This is a genomic window from Nitrospirota bacterium (genome assembly GCA_016178585.1).
Classification (GTDB): Bacteria; Nitrospirota; Nitrospiria; order JACQBW01; family JACQBW01; genus JACOTA01.
This window is the reverse complement of sequence record JACOTA010000013.1, coordinates 59,367-86,352: the sequence shown is the minus strand read 5'-3', so window position 1 is coordinate 86,352 and position 26,986 is coordinate 59,367. Positions and strand designations below refer to the sequence as shown.

The following is a 26,986-nucleotide window of genomic DNA, read 5'->3' as shown; positions in this document are numbered from 1 at the left end:
ATAGCCTACATTTTTGTTAGTCCGGTTTAAGTTCTTATTTGAAGTAAGGAATTATGTTCTTTTTTCATCAAAAAAAAGAAGTCTCGGCAGAATCCTATCTCACCTTTTTTATCATTACATTTTTTTATTTTGCAATTTTAATTTTTTTGTCAACTGATTGGTATTAGTAATCTGATAAGAGGAAAAAGAATATATGGCATCTAAAAATGGTAAAAACTATGAGCGACGAAAGCAGAATACCAATGTTGAGTTCAATGATCGTAGAAAAACGGAGCAAAGAGGGCAGGAAATGGTTGTTTCTGAGGATCGGCGGCGGTTATCTTCTCAAGTTCGTAGCCATGAGCGGGAAGTTTTTAAAATTCCCGTAAGTTTACAGATAGAAGAAAAAGAGATACGAGGATATACACATGATATCAGTCCGACAGGCCTTCTTGTAATCTGTGACATGAAATTAAGGATAGACACTCCGATAACGCTTCAATTTTCATTTGGAAATGTGTGTAATTTGAATATATCAGGGCTTATTGTTTCTTGTCGCGGAAATTCAATTGGGATTAAATTTTCTGAGATTCGGGAATGGGAACAAAAAATATTGGATTTTGCCGTAAAAGAACTAAAACAAAACCCATACACTAAAGATCAATCTGTTTTAAATATTATCATTTCCCAAAAGAAATTGGATGATACCTCAAAGCTAGAGGGAAAATCTAAACAGTCTCGCCGTTCTTCCGCTCACACTTCTAAATTTATAGGATGGGGATCCTTTCTCCCTTCTAATGAAATTCTAGCAAAGGATATTAACCTAAGGGTTAATGCCAAGGGATATAAAAACGTAGGCGAAGTAGTTGAAGCTCTCACGGGAATAAAATCCAGACGGTATGCAGATTCAGATGTTTATCCCTCCGATTTAGCTGCGCTCGCGGCAGAAGAGGCTTTAAAGAATGCAGGTATGGACCCGATGGATCTAGATGTTATTATTTTCTGCGGAATTTCAAAAGATTTCGATGAACCGGCAACAGCGGTTGTGGTTCAAGATAAAATTGGGGCAAAAAATGCTTATTCTTTTGATTTAACCAATGCTTGTAATGGTTTTGTCTCTGCTATAGATTTGTTGGATAGCTTGATATCTTCCGGCCGATGTGAGAATGGCATAGTGGTGTCCGGGGAAAAAATTTCAATAGCCATAGATTGGGCACCTAAGACTAAGAAGGATTTTAAATTAAACATTTTTTCATACACGATTGGAGATGCCGGAGGAGCGGCCGTAATGAGCCGGACTAAAACAGGAGAAAATAGGGGAATCCAAGGACGATGGTTTTCTACGGAAAGTTCTTATTGGAGATTAGCTTTAGCAGGGACGTTAGAGGGTTTTAATTCCCATAATAAATTCTTTCGATCTGAAGGATTAGATCTGGAAAAAGCAGCAATAAAATGTGTTCCTCAGGGAATTGAGGAAATCACAAATCAACTTGGTTGGTCAGTTTCCTCAATTGATATGGTTTTCCCACATCAAATTCCAGTTACATTAACCGAAAATTTATATCATAAAACCTTAGGGATTGCTCCCGAGAAACTTTTTTGGACATTCCCAAAATATGGAAATCTTGCCACCGCAAGTATGCCAGTTGCTGTTTGTGAAGCAATTAAAGCCAATAGGGTAAAACCTGAAGATAAAATATTATTTCTTGGTGTGGCCGCTGGTTTTAGCATTGGAATTGTAGGGCTAAGATTTTGATGAATACTTTTCTTTATCATTTATTGGGGGGGTTGTATTTAACCTCTTTTACTACATTCCTTCTAGGCCTTTTCGTTTTATCTAAAACAAAAAACAGATCCCTGGGTTTAATTTTCTTTTTCTACTGTTTTTCCCTCTCCTGGTGGAGTTTTCTTGAGGCTTCGATTACGTCAAGTTCCGATCAAAAAAGTGCATTAATACTTGGGAGATTAGCGGAATTTGGCGCTTTCTTTATTCCAACTCTTTTTGTTCATTTCGTCACCATTCTTTTACAGCTGAGATTTTCCTTTTTGAAAATACTTACTTTTTATGGTTTAAGTATGTTTTTTAGTTTTCTTTGTTTTACTCCCCTTTTGATTTCCAAGGTTGTTCCAAGAACCGATATTAATTTTATGATAATTCCCGGGCCTTTATATATTCCCATGCTTTTCTTTTTTGCTTTTTGTGTAATTTATGGGAATTTTAAACTTTTTGACGCTTATAAAAAATCAAATTCACCGTCGAAAAAAATACAGATGGGATATCTTTTCTGGAGTTCTATTTTTGGTTATATAGGGGGAAGTTCTAACTTTTTATTGGTATTTGATCTAAAAGTGCCTATTTTAAATGAATACGGTACTTATGCTGTTCCCATTTATGTTGGAGCAACTACTTATGCGATTGTCCGATATCAATTAATGGATATTCGGACAGTTGTCCATAAAACAGCGATGTGGCTTGGTATGTCTTCATTGGTTTTAATTCCAGTTGGAATCGGGTTTTATTTCGGGCATGGTGTAATACAAACCTTGTCCCCACTTCAACATGGCTTGCTGGTTGGGGTCCTTGCTATTTTATTAATTCCTTATGTAAAAGGTATTCAGCCTCGCATTGATAATATTTTTCATCGGCGAAAATATGATATGCAGGCAATTATTCAAGGATTGGTGCGGGAGCTTGCGGCATTAAAAAACCTTGATCTTTTAATCGCAAAAATTGCTACCAAAATAAAAGAAGCGCTTTATGTTTCCAGAATAACGATTATCGTTTTGGATGATAAGAATCAGAATTTTAAGGTGATTGGAGCCGAAGAAAAACTTCAATTGGATGACCCTTGTTTGTCCTGTATTAGAAAACTGGACGGGGTGATTGAATGGGAAGAGATAGAGTTAAACCCAAAATTTGAACCCATTCGTCAAGTGGCAAAATCTTATTTTCAAAAATTTGACGCGAAAATTGTCCTTCCTTTAATTCATGATGGAAAATTAATAGGTGCTATCAATTTGGGAGAAAAAGATAACTTAAAGTCTTTTTCGAAAGTGGATATAGACTTTTTATCCAATTTAAAGACCGAAGCCTCAATTGCGCTCAGTAACTCTTTGCTTTATGACAATGTCAATAAAATGTCTAAAGAGCTAAAACAATGGTCTATTGAACTGGAACAGAAAGTCGATGAACGGACCAGTGAATTAGCTGAACGTAAAAAGGAACTAGAAGAGTCTTATGAAAAATTAAAAGAACTGGATCAATTTAAGACCGAATTTTTTGCCAATGTGAACCATGAACTCCGCACGCCGTTGACGTTGATCCTTCTGCCGGTCGAGATGGCTTTGAATAAAGATTATGGCGAACTTTCTCCCGCCCTTGAAAAAAACCTGATGATGGTAAAAACGAACGGGTTCCGTTTATTGAATCTCATTAATGGACTCCTTGATCTGGCAAAAACAGATGCAGGTAAAATGGAGTTATTTAAAAACAAATATGATTTAAGCCTGATTACCCAGGGCATTGTCTCTTCTCTTGCCTTAATGGCTGATAAGAAAAATATTAAGTTAACCTTTTTGGCCAAATTCCCCCTTCCTGAATTTTATTTTGACAGGGAAAAAATCGAAAGAGTTTTAATTAATTTAATTTCAAATGCTTTGAAATTTACAGATCCAGATGGCCTTGTTGAAGTGTCTTTAGCCCAAAAAGAAGGAAAAATTGAAATCAGAGTGAAGGATACGGGGATCGGTATTCCTGAAAGTTTTCGAGAAAAAGTGTTTGAAAGGTTTACACAGGTAAATAGCTCCTCAATTCGAAAATACCAGGGAACCGGCCTTGGGCTTGCTCTTTGTAAGGAATTTGTAGAGCTTCATGAAGGAAAAATTTGGGTGGAAAGCGAAGAGGGAAAGGGGTCGACTTTTGTTTGTCTCCTGCCGGTCGTTGCGAATATTGAGGAGGGCGGGTACCCAATCGACCGGAGGGTCAAGGATTTTGAGAACGCGGAAAAACGCCGGAACGTCGATTTAACCAAATCGCTCTCTATAAACGCTTTGTACCAATCGCCTGATTTATCAAAACCGGAGGAAATACAGGAAACGCCGGTTGAGAATGGAAATAAAAAATATCAAATTTTAATTGTCGAAGATAACCTGGAAATGCAGGCCTATATTCGCTTTATTCTTAAGGATGACCATCTCATTTTAACCGCCAAAAATGGAGTTGAGGGAATTGAAAAGATTAAACTCTTTAAGCCGGACATGATCATCTCTGATTTAATGATGCCTTTAAAGGACGGGTATCAGCTTTGCCGGGAGGTTAAAACAGATAAAGAAACCCGTCATATTCCCGTTATCCTCTTGACCGCGAAGTCTGATGTTTCATGCAAAATCGAAGGCCTTGAAGCGGGAGCGAATGAGTATCTCTCAAAACCTTTTAATGCCGAAGAGTTAAAAGCCAGGGTAAGGTCGCTTCTTCAATTAAAGGCGCTGGAAAAAGAAAACGCTCAAACAAAAAAAATGGCGGCAATGGCGGTAATGGTAGCGGGTGTGATTCATGAAATTAATAATCCGATTAGTTTTACGAAGACCTCCTGGCAGACAATTTCCGAAGCCCTTGATCAATTAAAGACCATCGCGGCCGATTCGAATTTAGAAGCCCATCGGGAAGAAGTGTCCGAATTAATGGGATCAGCCGATCTGGCCCTTGAAATTGTCAAAAAGGGGCTGGATCGCATTCAACATGTCGTGGGCCGTCTGCGAATCTTTGAAGGGAACCGTTCTCTTGATTTTGAGCCGGTCAATATCAATAATTTAATTACCCGCCTGGCGGGACAGCTCTTAGTCTTAGATAGAACCGGAGGGTTATCAACGGATAAAGAAACGATTTTTAAAAAAGATTTTCATGTTGAAACTCTCATCGAAGCGATCCCTGTTTTGTTAACCCAATCTTTGGAAGTGATCATGGATAATGCTTTAAAAGCCACAGAAGGGGCGGGCCCGGTGTCGATTAAGACCTGGGAAGAACCAGGAGAAAAAGTATTTATCTCAATTAAAGATCGTGGCAAAGGAATTAAAAAAGAGAAACTCGAACATTTGTTTGAACCATTTTTCACGATGAGAGACGTGGGAGAAGGGATGGGTCTGGGCCTTTTCCTTGCTTATCAGGTCGTTCAAGCCCACCATGGCTTTATATCCGTAAAAAGCCAGGAAAATGTTGGCACCGAAATGATCATTCAGTTGCCGGTCAGCCAGCCTAAGCCTGATTTTCTTCCAAACGAGCAGTCCGTTCAATCTAGCCTTTAATTTTCTTTGACGGGTTGCTTTTTTAACACCCTGCAAGGGTTATAAAAATGACTGAAATCGATTTCAAACAGTATCCGATTCTTTTCGTGGATGATGAGGATCTGGCCGTCAGCAGTTTAAAAAAATATTTCGAAAAAGAGTTTACCGTTTTTACCGCCACGCAAGGGGACGAAGCCCTTGACCTGATTGACCGCCATCCGGAAATCGTCTTGATTTTAACAGATCAAAGAATGCCCAAAATGACAGGTATCGAACTTTTGCGAAAGGTCATGGAAAAACGGCCGGATATCATTAGAATGCTGATGACGGCTTTTACCGATTTGAAGACCCTCATCAATGCCGTTAATCTTGGCCAGGTGTATCAATACGTTGAAAAGCCGTATGAACCGAGTCAACTTAAACAATATTTAAAGAGCGGAATCGAGAGATATTTTCTGATTAAAGAGAGGGACGGTCTTTATTCTGAAAAAGTTGGAACGATGCAGAAAATGGCCAGAATGAACCGGTTGGAGGCCATCGGGATTCTCGCGGCAGGAATGGCGCATGAAATCAACAACCCTCTTGTCGCCATTCAAACTTTTCTGGAAATGGCGCCTAAGAAAAGGACGGAAGCCGATCCCGATTTTTGGGACACGTTTCATAAGGTTGCGACCAAAGATGTCATCAGGATTCGAAAAATCGTTTCTAAATTATTGACTTATGCGAAAAATAAAAAAGAAACCCGGTTATTCCTTGTAAAAACAGATTTAAACAAATTAATTAAAGAAACGATTGTTCTTTTGGAAAAAGAGGCGGCGAAGAAAAAGTTGTTGATCAAGGGAGAGTTTATCTCAGCGTTGCCCCTTATTTCCCTCGATATTGAAAAAATGAAACAGGTGATAATTAATTTAATTTTAAATGCCATCCATGCTGCTTCTGAAGGGTTTATCACAATAAAAACGGCAAACCTGGATGAAAATTTCGTCCAGTTCTCCATTTCCGATACGGGCATTGGAATTTCCGAAGAAAATATGGAAAAACTGTTTAATCCATTTTTTACCACCAAAGAAGCCGGAACCGGTTTAGGCTTGATGACCTGCCATGACATCATTGACAAGCATCGGGGATTCATTAATGTCAAATCTGTTTTATCAAAAGGAACAACCTTTATCATTCAACTTCCGGTCGACCCGGAAAAACATGAAAGACGCAAAAATCCCCGTTAAAATCCCTTAAAAAAACCCGCCGATTTTCGCGAGCCCGTCAAAATTCATCCATGGCCTTTGTTTTTTAAAGATGTTATAATTTTTATATGTTAAGAGCGGGCATTCAAGTACAAGAAATCGTTGATAAAGTTTTGGAATATAGTCCGAAATCTGATGTGGCTTTGATTAAAAAGGCCTACGAACGTTCGTTGGGAGCTCACCAGGGACAGATCCGAAAATCGGGAAAACCCTATGTGGAGCATCCACTTGAAGTGGCCCTCATCCTGACCCAGCTTCGGCTTGACGTCCCCTCCATCGTCGCCGGGCTGTTACATGACACGGTAGAAGATACGACCCTGACCCAGGAAGAGGTGGCGCAGGAGTTTGGGGCGGCAGTGGCCTATCTGGTAGAAGGGGTGACCAAGATTGGGAAAATTAATTTTTATAGCGACGAGGAAAAGCAGGCTGAGAACTTTAGAAAAATGTTGTTATCCATGTCGAAGGATATTCGGGTCATCTTAATCAAGCTCGCCGATCGACTGCATAATATGCGAACCCTGGAGTTTCTTCCCGAAGAAAAACAAAACCGGATAGCCAGAGAAACATTAGAGATTTATGCTCCTCTTGCAAATCGGTTGGGTATCGGATGGATGAAAGGGGAATTTGAGGATCTGTGTCTCCGGTATTTAAAGCCCGATATTTATTTCAGCCTGGTGAAAAAAATTGCGAAGAAAAAGGAAGACCGGGACGCTTTTGTCAAAGAAGTCATTGAAAGCATTAATAAAAATTTAAAGGAAAATCACTTTTCAGCCGAGGTGACCGGACGGTCCAAGCATATCTTCAGCATTTACCAAAAAATGGAAAAAAATGGTATTTCCTTTGAAGAGGTTTTTGATCTTGCGGCAATTCGGATTATTACCGATACCAAATTTAATTGTTATGCCATTTTAGGTTTAATCCATTCCCTATGGAGACCGGTGCCCGGTCGGTTTAAGGACTATATCGGCGTGCCAAAATCGAACCTTTACCAATCTCTTCATACTACGGTGATTGGACCGCGGGGCGAGCGGGTGGAGTTTCAGATTAGAACTGCTGAAATGCATCAACTCGCTGAAGAAGGGATCGCCGCTCATTGGAAGTATAAAGAAAAAGGGAGTTTTGACGAGAAAAATGATGCTGTTTTTGCCTGGTTAAGGCAGTTAGTGGAATGGCAGCAGGATCTTTCCGATAACCGGGAATTCATGAATTCCGTAAAGATGGATCTCTTTACGGAAGAGGTTTATGTGTTTACCCCCAAGGGCGCGGTCAAAGAGTTAGTCAAGGGGTCAACGCCGGTCGATTTTGCCTACAGCATTCATACCGAAGTCGGCGATCACTGCGCCGGTGCAAAAGTAAACGGCAAGATCGTGCCTCTTCGATATGAGTTGAGGAACGGCGACATGGTTCAGATTATCACTTCTCCAACCCAGCTTCCGAATAAGGATTGGTTGAAGTGGGTTAAAACACCAAGAGCTAAAACGAAAATCAAGCATTGGATTTCCGTTGAAGAGCGCAAGCGAAGCCTGGAAATCGGTAAAAAACTCCTCGAAAAAGAGTTAAGAAGAAATCATTTAAGCCCTGCCTCAATCTTAAAAGCAGATATGTTTCAAACCATATTAAAAGAACTGGGCGTTTTATCTTTAGAAGAATTGTGGGTTTCGTTAGGATACGGCAGAATTTCGCCTCACCAGGTCATCCAAAAACTTCTTCCCGAGGCCTCTTTTAAAGAAGGGCTAAAAGATAAATTAGTTCAGAAACTCGGCATGGAGAAACAAGGCGTTAAGATCACAGGGATGAATGATATTTTAATTCATATTTCCAAGTGTTGTAATGCCGTTCCGGGCGATCCGATCATCGGTTTTATAACCCGCGGAAGGGGATTGTCGATTCATTCCGTGGAATGTCCGAATATTGACGAACTGGATTATGACAAAGAACGAATTGTCGACGTCGATTGGGAAACTAAAACCGATTCAACCTATCCGGTTAAAATTTCGGTCTTAACGGTGGATAAGCCTGGAATTCTGGCCAGCGTTTCTCAGGCCATCGCCTCTTCGGAAGCTAATATCACCCATGCTGAAATTACGACCTCCGCCGAAAATAAAAAAGCCAGTTTGATCTTTATTATTGAAATTAAGAATATCCAGCATTTGGACAGGGTTTTTAAAAATATCGAAAAAGTGGATAGCGTCGTCCAGGTTCGCCGGGTCCGCGGCTCATGAATTTGTACCAGAGTCAGAAGGCTTATTTTAAAACGGCCTATGAGAAGGAGAAAACCCCATGGCCGAATTCCAACCCCACTCCCCAGGTTAATGAATTTTTATCTATTATCAAGAGAAATCTCCCGTCTGGAAAAATGCTTGATATGGGGTGCGGAGAAGGGCGCCATTCCGCTCTCTTTCAAGAGAACGGTTTTATCTCGTTTGGTGTCGACTATCAACCTCAGGCGTTGAAAAAAGCCTTGCTCCGAATCCGCGAAGCCAGTGGAGAGAAATCCGGCGGACCTTATTTTCTCGCCGGGGATATCTTTAATCTCCCCTTTTCACCCCAAAACTTCGATGTCATCCTCGATTACGGTTGTCTCCATCATATTCGAAAAAGAGACTTTAAAATTTATTTAGGCATTCTTTTAAAAATGCTGAAACCGGGAGGATTTTATATTCTATCCTGTTTTTCAACCGGGTATAAGCATTATCCAGGAGAAAAACGGACCCGGGACTGGCTGACGCATAAGGGGCATTATGACCGATTTTTCAACCAATCAGAATTTCCGATTCTTTTTGGCGCGGACTTTGATATGATGAGGCTCCTGGAGGAAAAAGAGGGAATTCATGAATTTTTCCACGTCCTGATGAGAAAAAAATAGCGTCATTGTAGGGGCAGGCCCCTGTGCCTGCCCTGTATGAAAAAGGGGAAACGGTTTGTCCGATATTTATTTTATCAACGGTCAATTTCTTAAGCTCGAAGACGCCAGGATCTCAATTAACGACCGGGGATTCCAGTTCGGAGACGGTGTTTACGAGGTTATTCGCAGTTATAACGGGAAGGTTTTTCATCTTGAAGAACATTTAAAACGGTTTGAGAAGAGCGCTTCAGAAATTGAGCTTCCGCTTCCGGTATCTTTAAATGAAATTCAGCGATGGATTCAGGAGGCTTTTTCAAGATCCCAATACCCGATGGCCAAAATATATATTCAAATGACCCGGGGACTTGCGGAGAGGAGCCACCCGTTTCCGGTTAAAATTCAGCCAACTTTTTTAATTACGGTACTGGAACTGCATCCCCTCTCGCCGGTTTTGACGCAAAGAGGAGTTGAGATAATCACCACGGAAGATTTACGCTGGGGACGCTGCGATATTAAATCGCTGAATCTTCTTCCAAACGTTCTTGCCCAGCAAAAAGCTAAAAAAGCGGGGGTGTACGAGGCTTTAATGATCCGGAATCAGCGAGTGACCGAGGGATCGATCAGTAATTTTTTCATGATTAAGAACGACACCTTAATCACTGCTCCTCTCAGTCATTTTATTCTACCCGGTGTTACCAGAGACCTTGTTTTAAGTCTTGCCCGTTCTTTAACCTTTAAAGTGCTGGAAAGGGATATTTTCGTTCAGGAGCTTTATCAGGCTGATGAAGCCTTTATCAGCGGAACGACCATCGAAATTGTTCCGGTCGTCAAAGTCGACGGAAAACAGATCGGCAATGGGATTCCGGCGGGCATGACTCAAACGCTGATAAAGGAATTTCAGGCCCTTACTCTGGCTTGATTTTTCATTGGTAAATTTGTTGTTGCAATTGATATTATTTTTATGATACAAATATCACTCGTTGTAGGGGGTTTTTTTGAAAGTGGGCTTGTCTTCTGCCCACTTTTTTTGTTTAAAATCCTGGGGTTCCAACAAAGAATTTTCTATGATGCAGGATCAGCTTTCCCAGATAAAAAACTCCATTATTTCGATCTTAAACTCACTCAATCTGGAATTGGTTGATCTCGAATACCTTGGGAATGCCCGAAAGGGGATATTGAGAGTGACGATAGATAAGCCGGGGGGGGTGACCCTGGAAGAGTGTGAGAAGGCAAGCAGAAATATCGCGCCGGCGCTGGATGTTTACAATATCATTGACCATTCTTATGTTCTTGAAGTATCTTCTCCTGGTCTTGACCGCCCGTTAAAAAACCCGGAAGATTTTCAGAAGGCGGTGGAAAAATTGGTTCGAATAAGAACCGTTCCCCGAATCAATCCCCAGGCAGTTTTTGTGGGACGGTTGATTTCAGTGCAGGAAAATGGGACAATTGAGGTTTTAATCGAGGGCAAAAAGGAAGAAAAAATAACGGTTTTATTTAAAGATATTGCAGCAGCAAACCTCGAAGTCGAGTGGTAGGACTGAAGCAATAGAGTACTGAAAGACCTGGCCGTTGATAACGGGTCAGGGTAAAAGGGGAAAAAATGAATCGAGAATTACTTTCAGTCATTCAACAAATTGAAAGAGATAAAGGTATACCGGGAGAAAGGATTATAAAAGCCGTGGAATTGGCTTTAATGTCCGCCGCCAAAAAGAAATTCGGTTCTTCCGAAAACGTGCAGGTCAAACTGGATCCGGAAACGGGTGAGATTGAAATGGTCTCACTTAAGAAAATTGTTGAAGACGTCATAAACCCCAAGACTGAAATCTCGCTCGAAGAAGCGAAAAAGGTTGATGAAGGGGCTGAATTTGGAGATGAAATCGGGTTTCTTCTCGAGATGGAAGATTTTGGACGTATTGCCGCTCAGGCCGCCAAGCAGGTTATCTTTCAAAAAGTCAGAGAGGCCGAATGGGACGCGGTTCAAAAGGAATATGGCGGCCGGGTCGGTGAAATCGTTACCGGGACGATTTTAGGGCAGGAACGGCGCAACTATATCGTGGAGATTGGAAAAACGGAGGCTTCCTTGCCGAGACAGGAACAAATGCCCCGTGAGAATTTTCATCGCGGAGATCGGATACGGGCCTATCTGCTCGAAGTGAGAAGCTCTTCAAAAGGCCCTCAGGTTATTTTGTCAAGAAGCACCCCGGCTTTTGTCGCAAAGATGTTTGGGTCGGAGGTTCCCGAGATCGCCGAAGGAATTGTTGAAATTAAGGCTGTGGTAAGGGAAGCGGGAGATCGGACTAAAATAGCGGTTTCCTCAAAAGACCCGGCCGTTGATCCGGTCGGCGCCTGTGTCGGGGTAAAAGGGTCCCGTGTGCAGTCCGTCGTAAGAGAATTGAGAGGCGAGAAAATAGATATCATTACCTGGACGGAAGATCCGCGGACTTTTATCGGTGAAGCCTTGAGTCCCGCAATTGTCGAAAAAGTCGGAATTAACGAAAAGGAAAAGTCCGCGATCGTTGTTGTAGCGGATCAGCAGCTTTCTCTGGCAATCGGGAAGAAAGGCCAGAACGTCAGGCTGGCTTCCAAGCTGACGGATTGGAAGATTGATATCATTAACGAGAGCGAATATGAAAAAGAGCGCTCGAAAGAGAGAGAAAAAGAGGTTTCTCTTGCGTTCGCACAGGAACACAAGGCTCAGGAACTCAAGGAACAACTCTCCCTTTCCCAGAATGTTTTGCCCAGAATATCTGATCTGCCCGGCGTGGGTGAAAAACTGGAAGAAGCTTTAAAAGAGCATGGTTTCGATACGTTAGAAAAAATTGCCGGGGCCACAGAAACTCAATTAAGCGATATCCCGTTAATTGGGGAAAAAACCGCAAAAAAAATTATAGAGTCGGCTATTGATATTTTAAGAATCAAGCAGAGTACGACGTAAGAGAGAAACCTCGCTTTTAAGGGATTTTTGGAAAATCAGGCATGAGAGTTTTTGAGTTAGCTAAAAAATTAGGCATAGGGAGTAAAGATCTTTTAACGGTGCTTCACGATTTAGAGATCAAGGCAACCAATCATATGAGTTCGATTGAAGCTGGAGATATCGATCTCATTACCAAAAAAGTAACCGGAAAAAAGGAGACTGCCAAAAAATCAGGTTCCGCGATAAAACCAAGCAAAGAAAAACAAAAACCATCGGGCCAAAAAATCGTTGAAGAGAAACCGGTTGAAAAGAAACCGAGGATGCTCTTAAAGAAAAAGGCCAAAGTTGAAGAAGTAATTGAACCCCCGGTTTCAGCCCCTTTACCGGCATTAGAAGATTTGAACTCATCGATTTTACCGCAGGAAACCTCCGATGTAAGACCCCCTGAAATTCTCCGCGGGCCGAAAAGCGATGAAATTTCACACCAGGAAAAAGGCGCGGTTCCCCCGGCCGCCGACGCGTTGACGGGAAAACCTCTATCTCCCGCCGCTGAAAAAACGGATGAAAAACAGAAAAAGAAAACGGTCGAAGAAGAATTGTTGCTCCAAAAAGAAAGCCTTGCTAAATTCAAAGACAAATTCAAGAAGGTCAAGAAATCGAAGGAAAAGGACGCGACCCTCACCCAGGTTCCTTCAGAGACCCGTGACTGGCAAGATTTCAAACCGATTCACAAGAGGGATGATCGAAAAGCGGGACGAAGAGTTCACTCGCCCGCCCCTGTCATTGATATAACAAAACCGAGAAAAAAAGTGATTAAACTGATCGAGGGAACAACCGTTAAAGAATTCGCGGAATTAACAGGAATTAAGAGCGGAACGCTTATTTCAAAATTAATGGAAATGGGGGCGATTTCCACTCTCAATCAACCCATTAACCTGGATGCGGCTTCTTTGATCGCCGAAGGGGTTGGAATTAAGATTGAAGTTGTTCTTGATAAAACAGAAGAAGAAATAATCGATTTTCAAGAGGATAAGGCGGAAAATTTACAGCCGCGGCCCCCGGTCGTGACGATCATGGGTCATGTGGACCATGGTAAAACGTCTTTATTAGATGCCATCAGGCAATCCAAGGTGACCGATTCGGAAGCCGGGGGAATTACCCAGCATATTGGCGCGTATGTGGTAAACGTCGGGGAGAAGAAAATTTGTTTCCTGGACACACCGGGACATGAAGCTTTTACGGCCATGAGGGCAAGGGGCGCCAGGGTCACCGATATTGTCATTTTGGTGGTCGCGGCCGATGATGGCGTAATGCCTCAGACGATTGAAGCCATTAATCATGCAAAAGCCGCCAATGTTCCCATTATTGTGGCTATTAATAAAATTGACAAGCCTGAAGCAAATGTGGATAAGATTAAGAACAGCCTTTCAGAATATCAGTTGATATCCGAAGCATGGGGAGGTCAAACGATTTTTGTTGAGGTTTCCGCTAAAAAGAAAATCGGGATAGACACCTTGCTTGAAATGATTCTTCTCCAGGCTGAAGTCCTCGAGTTAAAAACTGACCCGAATAAGTTAGGAAAAGGCACGATTGTTGAGGCCAAACTCGACAAGGGCAGAGGTCCTGTCGCTACGGTTTTAATTTCTGAAGGGAAGATTCAGATCGGAGACTTTTTTGTAACGGGAATTTACTCAGGAAAAATTCGGGCATTGATTAACGACCGGGGACAGCAGGTGAAAGAGTCGGGTCCATCCTGTCCTGTCGCGGTGATCGGGCTTGACGGGGTTCCTCATGCCGGCGATTCTTTTTTCGTCGTTAAAGAAGAAAAAGTCGCCAGAGAGATCGCTTCCTCAAGAGCTTTGAAGCAACGGGTGGTAGAGATGAACCTGACAAAAAAAGTGACTCTGGACGAGCTGTTCGCTCAAATCAAAGACGGTGAAGTTAAAGAATTAAAACTCGTGATCAAAGGGGATGTGCAGGGTTCTGTAGAAGCTTTAAGGGAATCTTTAAATAAGTTAATCACACCTGCGGTTAAGGTGGTTGTGATTCATAGCGGCGTGGGTGGAATTAACGAAAGCGATGTCTTGCTCGCTTCCGCGAGTAATGCCATCATTATTGGTTTTAATGTAACGGCTGAATCAAAGGGCTCCCAGCTGGCTGAAAGAGAAAAGGTCGATATTCGCTTTTATAATATCATCTATAACGCCGTGGCAGATGTTAAAGCCGCAATGGAAGGACTGCTTGAACCAACCCTGAAGGAAAGGATTCTCGGAAGGGCCGAAGTGAGGCAAACCTTTTCGGTGCCGAAAATGGGAACCATTGCCGGGTGTTATGTGGTCGAAGGGGTCATTACCCGGTCTGCCGTGGGCGTCCGTTTGATCCGCGATAATATCGTTATTTATGATGGCAAACTCGGTTCTTTAAGAAGGTTCAAAGACGACGTGAAGGATGTGCAAACGGGGTATGAATGCGGAATCGGCATTGAAAATTATAATGACCTTAAGCCCGGCGATGTGATCGAAGCGTATACGATTGATAAGGTTGCGGGAAAGCTTGATTAATGGGATTAAATGATTATAGGAATTTTAAGCGTCAGCATTCATATACCAGGGAGTCAATCTTTAAAGGATAAAAGACAGGTTATAAAAAGCGTGATGGAACGGACCAGAAACAAATTTAACGTCGCTATAGCTGAAATCGGAGATAATAACTTGTGGCAAAAAGCAGTTCTTGGAATTGTCTGTATAGGGAATGAAAAAAAGTTCATTAATCAGGTCATTGACAGCGTTCTTAATTTCATAAGATCTTTTCCTTCTCTCTCTCTGATTGATTTTCAAATAGAACTTTTATAATTGATTTTGAAGTTTTGAGAAAATGAACAAGGGAAACACGTATAAGAGAGCAGAGCGGGTCGGGGATCAGATTCGGGCGGAAATTGCTGACATTATCTCAAAAAAAGTTAAGGATCCCCGGATCGGGCTTGTGACCGTGACTTCTGTTGTTTTAACGGATGATTTAAAAAACGCCAAAATTTTCATTTCTCCTTCTATGGGCGTTGAGGGGAAAGAATCGTTAAAAAGTCTCTCTCGTGCAGCTGGATTCATCAAGAAAGAGTTGGGAAGCCGGTTACAACTCCGTTTTATACCGGAGTTGGTGTTTAAATTAGAGGCGGATTCGTCTTCGCGTTTATTGGAATTGTTGGAACAGATTAAAAATAAGTGAAGTAACAGGCTTAGCCTGTGACGGACTTGGGAATGGTCGTAGTTAGACCGAGCGTAACGCGGGGTTCGGGGGCAATGAGAGTGATTTTCTCGAAGGCCCCTGAGTATAATAGGAGGAATCAAATTCCGGAGACAATCATGGATAAGGCGATTCAGATTATTAAGAAATATCAAAATTTTATGGTCACCACCCATTGCAATCCTGAAGGAGACGCACTCGGTTCGTCGCTGGCTTTAGCGTTATTTTTAAAGCAACTGGGTAAAAATGCCAGGGTTGTCATCCATGACCCCATCCCTTATTTTCTGGAGTTTTTACCCGAAAAAAACATCATTTTTCAATCTGAGACGATTGATGAAAGATTTGATGTCATTTGCGTATGTGATTGCGGAGATATTGCAAGGACAGGTTATTTTAAAAACCCGGCGCCCGGCGAGAAAATCAACTATCCGGCCGCTGAGGTCATTAACATCGATCATCATGTTACGAATAAGAACTTTGGCACCGTCAACTGGATTGAAGGTGAAGCCAGCGCTACGGGTGAAATGATTTATGATTTAATCCATGCCATGAACGGAACGATCACGCCGGAAATCGCAACCGCGATTTATACGACGGTTATTACGGAAACCGGTTCATTTCATTATTCTAATACGACTCCCAAAATGTTTAAAATAGCTTCTGAATGCGCGGAAAAAGGGATTGACGTGAATCTCATCGCGTGCGGGATTTTTGATACCAGTTCAAAAGGACGTCTCACCCTCCTGGCAAAGGTTTTAGAAACCCTGGAAGTGAGCAAAGAGGGTAAAGTCGCAACCGTCTTTGTCACCGGTGATATGTTTAAGAAAACAGAAACGACGGCAGAGGATACGGAAAACTTTATCAGTTTTCCAAGGTCTATTAACGGGGTTGAAGTGGCGATCCTTTTTAGAGAAAATAACCCAAAAGAATATAAGGTGAGTTTACGGGCACAGAAAGATCTGGACGTGTCCGAAATCGCCGAGTCGTTTGGAGGCGGGGGACACAAAAAGGCGGCAGGGTGCACCATTCAGGGAACCCTGTCTGAGGTGAAGGAGAAAGTTCTTCAAGCCGTTGGAAAAAGGATAAAACATTTGTGATGGTGGAGGGTGTTTTAAATATCGACAAGCCCGCGGGATGGACTTCCCATGATGTGGTCGCCAGGCTCCGGAAAATCCTCAAGGTTAAAAAAATCGGACATGCAGGCACCCTTGATCCGGATGCGACCGGTGTTTTAGTGGTTTGTGTCGGGAAGGCCACAAAAATCGTCGAATATTTAGTAGGCCTGGATAAAGAGTATGAGGCGGTGATGAGGCTGGGTGAGACGACGGATACCCAGGATGCTTCAGGAGTCGTTTTGGAAAAAGCCGCCTGGGAGCATGTGACGGACAAAGATCTTTTAAATTGTTTTAGCAGGTTTACTGGAGAGATCACCCAAATTCCTTCTGCCTATTCCGCCATTAAGGTTCGGGGAGTTCCTTCCTACAAATTAGCCAGAAAGGGAGAGGAAGTTGAGATCCCCCGGCGGAAGGTCAAAATTTACAAAATAGAATTCCTCAAAAGGGAAGGTGCGGACATATTCTTTAAAGTTCATTGCTCAAAAGGGACTTATATTAGAACCCTATGTCATGATATAGGGCGCGATATTGGCGTTGGGGCGCATTTGCGCGCATTAAGGCGAACCCGTTCGGGAAGTTTTCTCATTGGGGATGCCTTGTCTCTGGAATATTTATCCGGTTTGATGGAGACCGGCCGGTTGGATAAGAAATTTTATGGAATGGACGAAGTCATGGCCGGTTTTCCTTCGATTATTCTCGATGAGGAAAGGGAGAAAAAAACTGTCCATGGAAATCCTGTTTTTTTAAACGCTGAACAGGGTGCAACTCTTCTGTCCGGTAGTTTGGTCAGGCTTAAGAACCAGAACGGCAGTTTAATCGCCCTCGGAGTATTGGAAGGGGAGAAACTTAAAAAAGTAAAAATAGAAAAGGTTTTAATTCATTAAGAAAGGAGTCTAGGGGAGTCTTATGTTAGCTAAAGAACAAAAACAGGAAGTCATTCACCAGTTTCAAACTCACAAGGATGATACGGGTTCTGCGGAAGTGCAGATCGCGATTTTAAGCACCCGGATCACTTATTTAACCGAGCATTTTAAAATTCACAAAAAAGATCATCATTCCCGCCGCGGGTTGATTCGATTAGTGAGTCAAAGAAGAAAAATGCTTGATTATTTAAAACGGTCAAACCTTGAAGGTTATCAACAAATTATTTTGAAATTAGGAATCCGCAAGTAACGTCCACACCTTCCTCTTTCGGAAGGGTGGCTTTAAGAATATAAAGGGTTTTTAGAATTTTAAAGGGAAAAGAGAAAAAGAATGGTGCATAAAGTTGAAATGATGCTGGCCGGCAAGAAGCTGATCCTTGAAACAGGGGTGTGGGCAAGACTTGCCGATGGAGCCGTAAAAGTCCAATATGGAGATACCGTTGTTTTGGTCACTGTGGTAGCTTCGAAAAAAAGTAAACCCGGAATTGATTTTCTTCCTCTCACGGTGGATTATCAGGAAAAAGCCTACGCGGCCGGAAAAATCCCGGGAGGTTTCTTTAAAAGAGAAGGAAGGGCTTCAGAAAAAGAAATCTTAAATAGCCGCCTGATTGACAGACCTCTCAGACCGTTGTTTCCGCAATTCTTTTATAAGGATGTGCATGTGGTGGCTTCTGTCTTATCCGCGGATCAGAGCGCCTCAACCGATTTTCTCGGAATCATCGGCGCTTCAGCGGCCCTTTTGATTTCAGATATTCCTTTTACAGAACCTGTGGGGGCCGTTCGGGTGGGGAGAGTGAATGACGACATCGTCATCAACCAGGATGCTTCGGAAGCAGATAAAAGCGAATTAAACATGATTGTAGCGGCGACGAAAGAGGCCGTGATGATGGTCGAAGGGGGTGCCCTGGAACTTTCTGAGGAGGTGGTTTTAAAATCAATTAATCGCGCCCATCAGGAAATCCAAAGCATTTTGGAAATTCAAAAAGAGCTTCAGGCAAAAGCCGGGAAGAAAAAAGAGAAAGTCCTTTCCGTTGAAATTAATTCAGAACTAAGAGCCGGAGTTGAAAAAGCGGTTTTAAACCAGATTCGGGAAGCTGTGCAAATTACTGAAAAGAGTCTCCGGCAGGAGGCCCTGGATTCGATCCTGGCTAAAGTTCAGGAAGCTTCTAAAACTGAGGACAAAAAGGAAAATGAAGATCGAGTGCGGGATATTAACGTGATTTTTCACGATTGCGAGAAAGCGCTTGTGAGAAAAGGGATTCTTGAAAAAGGGATACGTTCCGACGGCCGTGGAACAACCGACATTCGCAAAATTTCTGTCGAAGTGGGAGTATTGCCAAGGACCCATGGGTCAGCCCTTTTCACCCGCGGAGAAACCCAAAGTTTGGCGGTTGTGACGCTTGGGACTTCCGACGATGAACAGAGAATTGACGGCCTGGAAGGGCCGACGACGAAGAGCTTCATGCTTCATTATAATTTTCCTGGTTTTAGCGTTGGCGAAGTACGCGCAATGAGAGGTCCGGGAAGGCGGGAAATCGGTCATGGCGCTCTGGCGGAGCGCGCGATACGGGCGGTCCTTCCTGACAAGAGCAAATTCCCTTACACGATTCGCATTGTTTCGGATATTTTAGAGTCGAACGGATCCTCCTCAATGGCGACAGTTTGCGGCGGCATATTGGCGTTAATGGATGGAGGCGTTCCTATTAAAGCGCCGGTTGCCGGAATTGCCATGGGGTTAATTAAAGAAGGACAAGAGACTGTGATTTTGTCGGATATCCTGGGCCAGGAAGATCATCTCGGAGATATGGATTTTAAAGTGGCCGGAACCCGGAATGGAATTACTGCCATCCAAATGGATATCAAAATTGGAGGACTTGACAGTACCGTGATGGCCCGGGCCCTGGATCAAGCAAAGGCTGGAAGATTGCATATTCTGGAAAAAATGGACGCTGCTCTTTCCGAACCCAGAAAAGAGTTTTCAATTTATGCTCCCAAAATTTTGATCATGAAAGTGAAGCCCGAAAAGGTTCGAGAAGTCATAGGGCCTGGCGGTAAAATGATTCGAAGTATCATTGAAAGAACCGGGGTTAAAATCGATATCGCGGACGATGGAACCATTTCAATTGCTTCCAACGATGACGCTTCCGCAAAAGCTGCGGTGGAGATCATCAATAAAATCACCGAAGATGTTGAAATCGGAAAGCTCTATCTCGGAAAGGTTAGTAAAATCATGGACTTTGGAGCGTTTGTTACGATTCTGCCCAACGTCGACGGGCTTGTTCATATATCCCAGTTAGCCCATCATAGGGTAAAAAATGTTACGGATGAAGTCAAGGAGGGAGACGAGTTTCTCGTTAAAGTTCTTGAGATCGACAAGCAGGGAAAAATCAGACTCAGCCGTAAGGAGGCGATGGCAAATAAAGAAGGTCAAGAGGCCGGTTGACCCTCTACCGGAAGCCTTTTTCCGCCGCCCAAATCCCAATGTTTAAAAAAATGGTTTTAGATAATGGGATCCGGCTTGTCACCGAAAGGATTCCGTCGGTAAAATCTGTTTCCATCGGAATCTGGGTTAATGTCGGTTCCAGAGATGAAGAAGGGAAGGAGCACGGGCTTTCCCATTTTCTGGAACATATGTTTTTTAAAGGGACCCGGAAGAAATCGGCCAAAGAACTTGCCCAGGACATGGATTCTCTGGGCGGGGAGATGAACGCTTTCACCTCGAGGGAAACCACGACGTTTTATACTAAAGTCCTGGATGAACACCTGCCCAAGGCGATTCAAATCCTCTCAGATGTTTTTCACCATTCGATTTTTGATCCAGACGAAATCAAAAAAGAAAAAAAGGTTATCCTCGAAGAGATCAAGATGGTTGAGGATGATCCGGAAGAACTTTTAAATGATTTTTATCTGGAACAGGTCTGGAAAAAAAATCCTCTTGGACGCACCATTCTTGGAACCCTCGACACGGTTTCTTCACTTAAGAGGGAAGATATTCTTTATTTTCTTGAGAAATATTATCATCCCTCACAAATTGTCATTTCCGCGGCGGGGAATTTTAACCCGACCGTACTTTTCAGGCTTCTTAACAAAACCTTCGGAAAGTATAAAAACCAGACACCCTTTGTTCCCAGGAGGATTCCTCCCCGGATGGAAACCGGCGTATTCAGCAAGAAGAAAAATCTTGAACAGATTCATTTTTGTCTGGGGCTGCCGGGGGTTTCTCATACTGATAAAACCCGGCACGCCCTTTATGTATTAAATACCGTGTTGGGAGGGAGCGTCAGCTCCCGCCTTTTTCAGGAAGTCAGAGAGGAACGAGGGCTGGTTTACTCCATTTATTCATATCTTTCCTTCTTTCAAGATACCGGTTTATTTACGATTTACGCGGGAACCAGCGTTAAAACAGTCCGTCAGGTTGTCCAGATCATTCTTAAGGAACTCAGGAAACTGAGGAATGAAGGCATTAGTTCCTCGGAACTTAAAAAGGCAAAAGACCATTTAAAAGGAAGCATGATGCTGGGGATGGAAAGTACCAGCAGCCGGATGGCCCAATTAGCGAAAGATGAAATTTATTTCGGACGTTTTTTTACTCTGGAAGAAGTCATTCAGGATATTGAGGCTGTTTCAAAAACTTCAGTCCATCAAATCGCCCGGCAGGTCTTTGATCCCGCTTTTTATTCGTTAACCTCACTCGGTCCTTTAAGTAAAACAGATTTGGGTCTGGATATTTTGTCTTCCTGATGAACCTGAAAACGTCCGCCCCAAACCGCTGTCATTGGACTTTTTTCCTTCCACTGATTTTGACCGGCCTTCTGGCCAGCGCCTTTATTTTTCTCTCCATTCAACCGGCCTTTGCCGGCGACATTCAAACCTACTACGGGCCTGAAGACCATCTCCAGTCTCACATGATCTCTTTATACCAAAACGCTGAAAAGTCAATTTACATCGCCTGTTTTAACATGACCTCTAAACCCATTACCAGAATGCTGATAAGAGCCAGGAAAAAAGGGATTGACGTCCGGATTATTACCGATCATGGGGAATTGGAAAATGAGCATACCCGTAAGGCGATTCATTCCCTGCGTCAGGCCGGGATTCCGATTAAGGTAAACCGGCATGAAGGGTTAATGCATATTAAACAGGTGATTATTGACGATCAAATCAACACTTCCGGTTCATTTAATCAAACCTGGAGCGCCAACACGCTGAATGATGAACGCTTGGACGTGATTATTGATTCTTCTAATACCCGGAAGGCCAGAGAAAAATTTTTATCGATGTGGAATGATCATGTCCGGTTTGTTGACTTCAAGGATTGATGGTCTTGTAAAAATTCGTCATTCCCGCGAAAGCGGGAATCTAGGGAGAACATAACGACTTGAAAAAACTGGATTCCCGTTTGCACGGGAATGACAAAAAAACCACTTTTTCGGTCTAACTACGACCATTCCACAATCCGTCTCAGACTTTTTACGAGACCGTCAGGATTAATTCGGATCGATTACGGCCAGAAATAAAGAATAAGGCGCAACAACAGGTTTGTAATAAGTCCTGCCAAGCAGTCATCCAGCATGACCCCCCAGCCTCCTTTTAGCGATTGAACCTGAGCAATTAGAAATGGCTTTTTAATATCCAGAAACCGAAACAAAATAAAAGCGGCCAACAGAAGATTCCAATGAAATGGGATGAGGTAAAGGGATATCCAGACTCCGACGATTTCATCCACCACAATAATTCCAGGGTCTTTCTGCCCAAGGGCTTTTTCAACCGAAAAAGAACACCAGACTCCCAGGCTAAATAGACTCAAAATCATCACGATTTGAATCACCGGGGAGAATGAAACTATTGGATAATATAACAATATGCCAACCCTAGACCAGCGATAGACTTCGCACCCACTTATTAATCATGTCATTGCGAGCACCGAAGGGTGCGTGGCAATCTTATCGTAAAGTCTTGAGATTGCTTCACTTTGTTCGCAATGACAGCTTTCTAACTCTGTTCTTGGGAACCATTCAGTCAAGGGTTTTCAAGGACCTGGAATGACCGTCTCTCCGACGCCGACGAAGTTATCCTCATTTCTGGACTTTACATTATGGAGGGATCAACAAACTTCGCCGAAGTCTCCGTTCAGGTCACACCAGGCCCTTTCGTGTGTATCGCCCCGTTTCACTGAAGGATTACAATAAGTCATTGATTTAACTTGACTTAAAGAGGCTTTTTTTGATAAGTTTCCATGCTAGACTTGAAAGCAAAAGGGGTATAATAAAGTGAAGCACTTGGCTTTGCCAGTCCGTAACGCGGGGTTCGGGGGCATTTGGAGCCTCCGAGCCTGCTTTGGGAGCGATCCCGTAGCGGACATATGGTTTTAATCATTTCTCCGCACGGGCCCCTGAATATAATCGAAAAGGAATTTTAGGAATGGCGAAAAAAATAAATTTTGTTGTAAAAGTTACCGATGCAAAACTGCTTGATATCAAAAAAGCGCTTGAAGCCAAAAATATTAAATTAGACAGCATTATCGAAGTTTATAAAGAAGAGATTGTCGATCCATCTGCAACAGCAAAGGCCCCTGAACAGCCCAAAGCGGTTGCGGCAGCTCCGGCCGCTCAACCGGCGGTATCCTCCTCTCCTCCTTTGAAAATTTCGCCCGATTCGGCCAAAAAAGAAGTGCCCAAACCGTCGTCAGATTCTTCCCCGGCTTAACCTTCTGGATGGCTGACTCTCAATTTAAAGAAGAGCTTCTGTCTCTAATGGATCAAAAAGACCATTGGGCATGGAAGTTCTTTTCCCAGGAAAAGATTTCAAAAGATCAGTTGAAAACTCATTTTAAACAGGAATATCGTGTTTACGTGCGGGATTTTCCCATTTTTTTGAGCCGGATTTACAGTAAAGGTCCCCCCACAGACGTTCGTCATGACCTCGCGGAAAACATTTACGAAGAAGAAACAGGAGGGCTTTCTAAAACGGGTCCGCATCCTGTTTTGTTTCTCCAAATGATGACGGGTTTAGGTTTTGATCCTTTGGAATTTCAAAATGTCGAAATGCTTCCGGAGAGTATAAAATACCGGAATTGGCTGGACGAGGTCACCTCCGATGGCGTATGGTATGAAGCGGCTGCAGTCATTGCCATTTTTGTAGAGGGAAGTGTAAAGGATCGGCAGGAAATTCAATCTTCAGGTCAGACCTCGCACCAGGATATTGAAAACACGATTTTAATACACCCTTTGGTTAAAACTCATGGTGTGAATCCAAAAGATATGGATTTGGTTAGAGCTCACAATCTTGTTGAACGGGGCCATCGGAAAGCCGCCTGGAAAATGGTTCTCGATTATGTCGATACGTCTCTCAAACAGAAAAAGATCAAAAGCCTGATTCAGAATACCCTGGACCTCTGGTTGGCATACCGTGACGGAGTTGCAAAGGCGTGTCACCTTATTTCATCCTGAAAATGGAGAGTGTGGTCTATGGTAACGATTGAACAGCATATCATTCAGCAGCAAAGGAAATTTCCGGAATCGACAGGCGATCTTTCAGATTTGCTTTATGATATCGCCCTGGCGGGAAAGATTCTGTCCAGGGAGGTCAACAGGGCGGGTCTGGTCGATATTATGGGATCAACCGGAAAAATGAATATTCAGGCCGAGGAAGTGCAAAAGCTCGACATTTTTGCCAATTCTGTTTTTTTCAAATTATTTGAAAAAAACGGAAGAGTCTGCACGTTTGGGTCTGAGGAAGACGAAAAATGTATTTGCATGGAATCTGATCAAATGTCGGGTAAGTATGCCGTTAATCTTGATCCGCTGGACGGTTCTTCCAATATTGATGCCAATTTGCCGATCGGCACGATTTTCTCCATTCATCGGAAAGTTTCTGTTGGTAAAACGGGGACCGAAGAAGACAGCCTGCAGAAAGGCTCTCTCCAGGTGGGCGCAGGTTATCTCGTTTATGGATCCTCCACGATGTTGGTTTATTCCACCGGACAGGGTGTGCATGGGTTTACCTTAGACCAGGCCTTAGGGGAATTTCTTCTTTCGCATGAAGATATGAAGTGTCCTGAACGCTGTACGATTTACAGTATTAACGAATCAAATCATCATTATTGGGACCGGGCGACCCAGGAATATGTCAGCTATGTCAAGTCGGTCGACCCGGCAACACAAAGACCTTACAACGCGCGTTATGTCGGGGCATTGGTGGCTGATTTTCATCGGAATTTGATCAAGGGTGGAATTTTTCTTTATCCCGTGGATCATAAAGACCCGAAAAGAAGCACCGGGAAGTTGAGGCTCCTTTTTGAAGCGGCCCCCCTTGCGTTTATCGCGGAACAGGCCGGGGGTTATGCGTCCACCGGTACAGAAAGAATTTTGGATATTCAACCGGAAACCCTTCACCAGAGGGTTCCTTTAATTATCGGAAACCGTGAAGAAGTTCTAAGGTACGAAGCCTTTATCAAAAAATACCAAACCTAACTTCGCTGAATCTCGGATTCCAAAGAGGGAGGTACCGTCACTAAAGGGATGATTTTTTTGACCTGGTCGTAGGTATCGATAGATTTTAATTTTTTAAAAAGAAAGTCGAATTTATCTTCTAAAGCTTTTCCGATCTTTTCTTTGGCTTCTTCTGGAAGGTTTGCGATCTGTTTTTTAAAGAAGCCAAATCCCTTTTTCCGGGTTTTATAAATAAATTGTTCATCCGTTTCGTTCGGTTTTTTCTCCTCGCTTAAATTGGTCCGAAGGTATTGATAAATCTCTTCTTTTAAGGCGGGAGGGAATTTTGGGTGGTCGTACATCAGGTTTTGAAACCCCGTGGCGAGATGAATTTCAGATGTTCCGGTATCCGGAAAACGATCAAAGGCCTCATCGGGCAACGTAGAGGCGCCGTGCTGAACCGCTCCGGAAATATGATATTTTTCCCTGGCGATTTTTGACAGACTTTTCAACGTTTCGAAATCGAGTTTAACTTTCGCGATTGTTCCATCTGCCAGGGGAATTCCCCCATGGGATGTGCCTGTCTGTATGCTGATTTTACTGATTCCTGTTTTTCGATGATACCGATTTATCAGAACGTCAAGGTAATTATCCATATAAACTTCTAATTCCTCAACGGTGCTGTTTTTTCCTCCGACTTCGCCGATTTCTCCCCCGATTGAAATGGTTACGCCTTTCGGTTCGAGGGAACGAATATAATTGCTTAACTCCGCGGCCAGTTCAAAATTGACTCTTTGTTGTTCCTTTATCGCGGGTTTGTTTAAATCGACCAGGGTTGAGGAGTCGATGTCGATGTTATAAAAACCGGCTTCGATCGCCTCTTTAATCAAGGTTTTAAGCCCGGCTACCTCTTCTTTTGGATCTTCAAGATATTTTTTGGCATTGGCTTGAAAGTGATCGCCCTGAATAAAAACCGGGCCTTCGTATCGTTCTCTCATAACGGCGGCTAAAATGACAACGGCAAATTCGCTCGGGCTCTGTTTGGTGTATCCGATTTCAGATTTTGCGATTTCGAAGATAAAAGTTCCAGAGTGGTTCTTTTTGGCGGCCCGAACAATAGCCCGCGCAACCTCGTAAGTCAGGCCTCGAATATTAATCGCGGGGACGGTGTACCCGCCTTCTTTTTGATTTCCCATCGCTTCATAAAGGTTTTGAATAGAGGAAGGGATTGCTTTTAATTCGCACGCCGCTTTTTTGAGGAGCCAGCGCGCGGTCCCCTTTACTTTTTTATCAGGATTGAAAACAGCCTGGTAAACAAGCGAATCAAGGGCTTCTTCAATAAACCTTGATTTGTCTAATAGCGTCAAACCCTCCTGATCAACTTTTAAAATATCCGAAAAGTGGCGATATAAATGGTCAATAGATTGATGTAATTCCATAGCATTACTCATTAATCAGGTTCACCTCAATCTTTCGGATTAAAGAAAAAGCAGGTTCGAGGGAAGGGTTAATTTCAAAAGGAGGGACACCCGTTATAGTAGGTTTGGTTTCCCTAGAACTGACAAAGGAGTAACCGCACAGGAAATTGACATCCGCTAAATCTTTTGGATCGATGGGAAATGCCCCGCAGGGTTTAGGTCTGCCGATATCATAAATTTTACAGCGAGACTGTTCTTCCGATCCTTCCAGAAAGACACATTTAAAAACCAGGGTGCAACACTTTCCGCAACCGACGCACTCTCCGACTCGAGTGGCTTCAGCTTCTTTGACATAGTCAGGGTTAAAGTAACAGAGGTAGGTCCGTCTTATTTTATTGAGGACCATTTTCCACCAGGAAGGCGTGGAAAGGGTTGGGCGAAACTTTAGACGGCGTTTAAAAAAAGACATAAATTATTCCTTATGAATCCTGTCGATGATTTACTTTGTAAACAGGTGTTGTTGCTGAAAATTGATATAGGTCTATCATATTAAGAGGTAATGGTAATGGCATATCCTAGCACAACAAAATTCAGACAA

General features: G+C 42.9%; 23 protein-coding genes. 20 read left to right on the top strand and 3 right to left on the bottom strand.

Translation table 11 applies throughout. The annotated features are described in order from the left end of the window. Positions 1-193 precede the first annotated feature (193 nt). The 17 genes from HYR79_02310 to HYR79_02230 all read left to right on the top strand — a co-directional run bounded on the left by HYR79_02310 (position 194) and on the right by HYR79_02230 (position 21,859). Entirely contained in the window at positions 194-1,735 is a 1,542-nt protein-coding gene (locus HYR79_02310) for a PilZ domain-containing protein (protein MBI1820520.1), read from the top strand. After that, on the top strand, positions 1,735-5,280 hold the full coding sequence (locus HYR79_02305; GenBank protein ID MBI1820519.1) for a response regulator: 3,546 nt from the start codon (positions 1,735-1,737) through the stop codon (positions 5,278-5,280). The genes HYR79_02310 and HYR79_02305 overlap by 1 nt, the downstream gene beginning before the upstream one ends. A gap of 47 nt (positions 5,281-5,327) precedes the next feature. Continuing rightward, on the top strand, positions 5,328-6,485 hold the full coding sequence (locus HYR79_02300; protein MBI1820518.1) for a response regulator: 1,158 nt from the start codon (positions 5,328-5,330) through the stop codon (positions 6,483-6,485). Between the two features lie 86 nt (positions 6,486-6,571). Continuing rightward, a complete protein-coding gene (locus HYR79_02295) occupies positions 6,572-8,725 on the top strand; it encodes a bifunctional (p)ppGpp synthetase/guanosine-3',5'-bis(diphosphate) 3'-pyrophosphohydrolase (protein ID MBI1820517.1) in 2,154 nt (717 codons plus the stop codon). Further along, positions 8,722-9,369 (top strand): class I SAM-dependent methyltransferase, encoded by a 648-nt coding sequence (locus HYR79_02290; GenBank protein ID MBI1820516.1) that lies wholly within the window; start codon positions 8,722-8,724, stop codon positions 9,367-9,369. Before HYR79_02295 ends, HYR79_02290 begins: the two co-directional genes overlap by 4 nt. 55 nt (positions 9,370-9,424) lie before the next feature. Then, entirely contained in the window at positions 9,425-10,267 is an 843-nt protein-coding gene (dat, locus tag HYR79_02285; protein ID MBI1820515.1) for a D-amino-acid transaminase, read from the top strand. Positions 10,268-10,343: 76 nt separating this feature from the next. Beyond that, the gene (locus HYR79_02280; protein MBI1820514.1) at positions 10,344-10,883 is read left to right on the top strand and encodes a ribosome maturation factor RimP; all 540 of its coding nucleotides are present in this window, start codon (positions 10,344-10,346) and stop codon (positions 10,881-10,883) included. Positions 10,884-10,948: 65 nt separating this feature from the next. Continuing rightward, positions 10,949-12,283 carry a transcription termination/antitermination protein NusA gene (nusA, locus tag HYR79_02275; GenBank protein ID MBI1820513.1) on the top strand — a complete coding sequence of 445 codons (1,335 nt, stop codon included), beginning with the start codon at positions 10,949-10,951 and terminating at the stop codon, positions 12,281-12,283. 41 nt (positions 12,284-12,324) lie between these two features. Then, positions 12,325-14,823: a translation initiation factor IF-2 gene (gene infB / locus HYR79_02270; GenBank protein ID MBI1820512.1), complete on the top strand. Its 2,499-nt coding sequence runs from the start codon at positions 12,325-12,327 to the stop codon at positions 14,821-14,823. A gap of 9 nt (positions 14,824-14,832) precedes the next feature. After that, a complete protein-coding gene (locus HYR79_02265) occupies positions 14,833-15,114 on the top strand; it encodes a DUF503 domain-containing protein (GenBank protein MBI1820511.1) in 282 nt (93 codons plus the stop codon). Between the two features lie 22 nt (positions 15,115-15,136). Then, on the top strand, positions 15,137-15,484 hold the full coding sequence (gene rbfA, locus HYR79_02260) for a 30S ribosome-binding factor RbfA (GenBank protein MBI1820510.1): 348 nt from the start codon (positions 15,137-15,139) through the stop codon (positions 15,482-15,484). A 542-nt stretch (positions 15,485-16,026) separates the two neighbouring features. Beyond that, positions 16,027-16,599, top strand: a complete 573-nt coding sequence (locus HYR79_02255; GenBank protein ID MBI1820509.1) for a hypothetical protein — start codon at positions 16,027-16,029, stop codon at positions 16,597-16,599. Next, positions 16,596-17,501, top strand: a complete 906-nt coding sequence (gene truB / locus HYR79_02250; GenBank protein MBI1820508.1) for a tRNA pseudouridine(55) synthase TruB — start codon at positions 16,596-16,598, stop codon at positions 17,499-17,501. The genes HYR79_02255 and truB overlap by 4 nt, the downstream gene beginning before the upstream one ends. Positions 17,502-17,523: 22 nt before the next feature. Further along, positions 17,524-17,790: a 30S ribosomal protein S15 gene (rpsO, locus tag HYR79_02245; protein ID MBI1820507.1), complete on the top strand. Its 267-nt coding sequence runs from the start codon at positions 17,524-17,526 to the stop codon at positions 17,788-17,790. A gap of 81 nt (positions 17,791-17,871) precedes the next feature. Next, positions 17,872-19,983, top strand: coding sequence for a polyribonucleotide nucleotidyltransferase (pnp, locus tag HYR79_02240; protein MBI1820506.1), 2,112 nt, complete (start codon positions 17,872-17,874; stop codon positions 19,981-19,983). Positions 19,984-20,021: 38 nt separating this feature from the next. Continuing rightward, positions 20,022-21,281 carry an insulinase family protein gene (locus HYR79_02235; GenBank protein MBI1820505.1) on the top strand — a complete coding sequence of 420 codons (1,260 nt, stop codon included), beginning with the start codon at positions 20,022-20,024 and terminating at the stop codon, positions 21,279-21,281. Then, positions 21,281-21,859 (top strand): phospholipase D family protein, encoded by a 579-nt coding sequence (locus HYR79_02230; GenBank protein ID MBI1820504.1) that lies wholly within the window; start codon positions 21,281-21,283, stop codon positions 21,857-21,859. Before HYR79_02235 ends, HYR79_02230 begins: the two co-directional genes overlap by 1 nt. A 182-nt stretch (positions 21,860-22,041) precedes the next feature. Here the strand turns inward: HYR79_02230 and HYR79_02225 are convergent, their stop codons facing one another. Continuing rightward, positions 22,042-22,401 carry a phosphatidylglycerophosphatase A gene (locus HYR79_02225; GenBank protein ID MBI1820503.1) on the bottom strand — a complete coding sequence of 120 codons (360 nt, stop codon included), beginning with the start codon at positions 22,399-22,401 and terminating at the stop codon, positions 22,042-22,044. A gap of 560 nt (positions 22,402-22,961) precedes the next feature. Between HYR79_02225 and HYR79_02220 the strand changes: the two genes are divergently transcribed. From HYR79_02220 to fbp, 3 genes are read left to right on the top strand one after another with little or no spacing between them, the layout of a single operon-like run. Further along, positions 22,962-23,246: a hypothetical protein gene (locus HYR79_02220; protein ID MBI1820502.1), complete on the top strand. Its 285-nt coding sequence runs from the start codon at positions 22,962-22,964 to the stop codon at positions 23,244-23,246. 8 nt (positions 23,247-23,254) lie between these two features. Further along, positions 23,255-23,989 carry an iron-containing redox enzyme family protein gene (locus HYR79_02215; protein MBI1820501.1) on the top strand — a complete coding sequence of 245 codons (735 nt, stop codon included), beginning with the start codon at positions 23,255-23,257 and terminating at the stop codon, positions 23,987-23,989. 18 nt (positions 23,990-24,007) lie between these two features. After that, positions 24,008-25,012: a class 1 fructose-bisphosphatase gene (gene fbp / locus HYR79_02210; protein MBI1820500.1), complete on the top strand. Its 1,005-nt coding sequence runs from the start codon at positions 24,008-24,010 to the stop codon at positions 25,010-25,012. Here fbp and HYR79_02205 read toward each other — a convergent pair. Together HYR79_02205 and HYR79_02200 are read right to left on the bottom strand one after the other, a co-directional pair. Then, a complete protein-coding gene (locus HYR79_02205) occupies positions 25,009-26,409 on the bottom strand; it encodes a class II fructose-bisphosphate aldolase (GenBank protein ID MBI1820499.1) in 1,401 nt (466 codons plus the stop codon). The genes fbp and HYR79_02205 overlap by 4 nt on opposite strands. A 4-nt stretch (positions 26,410-26,413) precedes the next feature. Continuing rightward, a complete protein-coding gene (locus HYR79_02200; GenBank protein MBI1820498.1) occupies positions 26,414-26,857 on the bottom strand; it encodes a hypothetical protein in 444 nt (147 codons plus the stop codon). Positions 26,858-26,986 lie beyond the last annotated feature (129 nt).

Coding starts and splice junctions, on each gene's coding strand:
- rpsO (MBI1820507.1), top strand. CDS start 17,524: ATGTTAGCTAAAGAACAAAAACAGGAAGTCATTCACCAGTTTCAAACT.
- fbp (MBI1820500.1), top strand. CDS start 24,008: ATGGTAACGATTGAACAGCATATCATTCAGCAGCAAAGGAAATTTCCG.
- HYR79_02255 (MBI1820509.1), top strand. CDS start 16,027: ATGATTTATGATTTAATCCATGCCATGAACGGAACGATCACGCCGGAA.
- rbfA (MBI1820510.1), top strand. CDS start 15,137: ATGAACAAGGGAAACACGTATAAGAGAGCAGAGCGGGTCGGGGATCAG.
- pnp (MBI1820506.1), top strand. CDS start 17,872: ATGGTGCATAAAGTTGAAATGATGCTGGCCGGCAAGAAGCTGATCCTT.
- HYR79_02300 (MBI1820518.1), top strand. CDS start 5,328: ATGACTGAAATCGATTTCAAACAGTATCCGATTCTTTTCGTGGATGAT.
- HYR79_02235 (MBI1820505.1), top strand. CDS start 20,022: ATGTTTAAAAAAATGGTTTTAGATAATGGGATCCGGCTTGTCACCGAA.
- HYR79_02215 (MBI1820501.1), top strand. CDS start 23,255: ATGGCTGACTCTCAATTTAAAGAAGAGCTTCTGTCTCTAATGGATCAA.
- infB (MBI1820512.1), top strand. CDS start 12,325: ATGAGAGTTTTTGAGTTAGCTAAAAAATTAGGCATAGGGAGTAAAGAT.
- HYR79_02310 (MBI1820520.1), top strand. CDS start 194: ATGGCATCTAAAAATGGTAAAAACTATGAGCGACGAAAGCAGAATACC.
- nusA (MBI1820513.1), top strand. CDS start 10,949: ATGAATCGAGAATTACTTTCAGTCATTCAACAAATTGAAAGAGATAAA.
- HYR79_02305 (MBI1820519.1), top strand. CDS start 1,735: ATGAATACTTTTCTTTATCATTTATTGGGGGGGTTGTATTTAACCTCT.
- HYR79_02200 (MBI1820498.1), bottom strand. CDS start 26,857: ATGTCTTTTTTTAAACGCCGTCTAAAGTTTCGCCCAACCCTTTCCACG.
- HYR79_02205 (MBI1820499.1), bottom strand. CDS start 26,409: ATGGAATTACATCAATCTATTGACCATTTATATCGCCACTTTTCGGAT.
- HYR79_02290 (MBI1820516.1), top strand. CDS start 8,722: ATGAATTTGTACCAGAGTCAGAAGGCTTATTTTAAAACGGCCTATGAG.
- HYR79_02265 (MBI1820511.1), top strand. CDS start 14,833: ATGATTATAGGAATTTTAAGCGTCAGCATTCATATACCAGGGAGTCAA.
- HYR79_02230 (MBI1820504.1), top strand. CDS start 21,281: ATGAACCTGAAAACGTCCGCCCCAAACCGCTGTCATTGGACTTTTTTC.
- HYR79_02220 (MBI1820502.1), top strand. CDS start 22,962: ATGGCGAAAAAAATAAATTTTGTTGTAAAAGTTACCGATGCAAAACTG.
- HYR79_02295 (MBI1820517.1), top strand. CDS start 6,572: ATGTTAAGAGCGGGCATTCAAGTACAAGAAATCGTTGATAAAGTTTTG.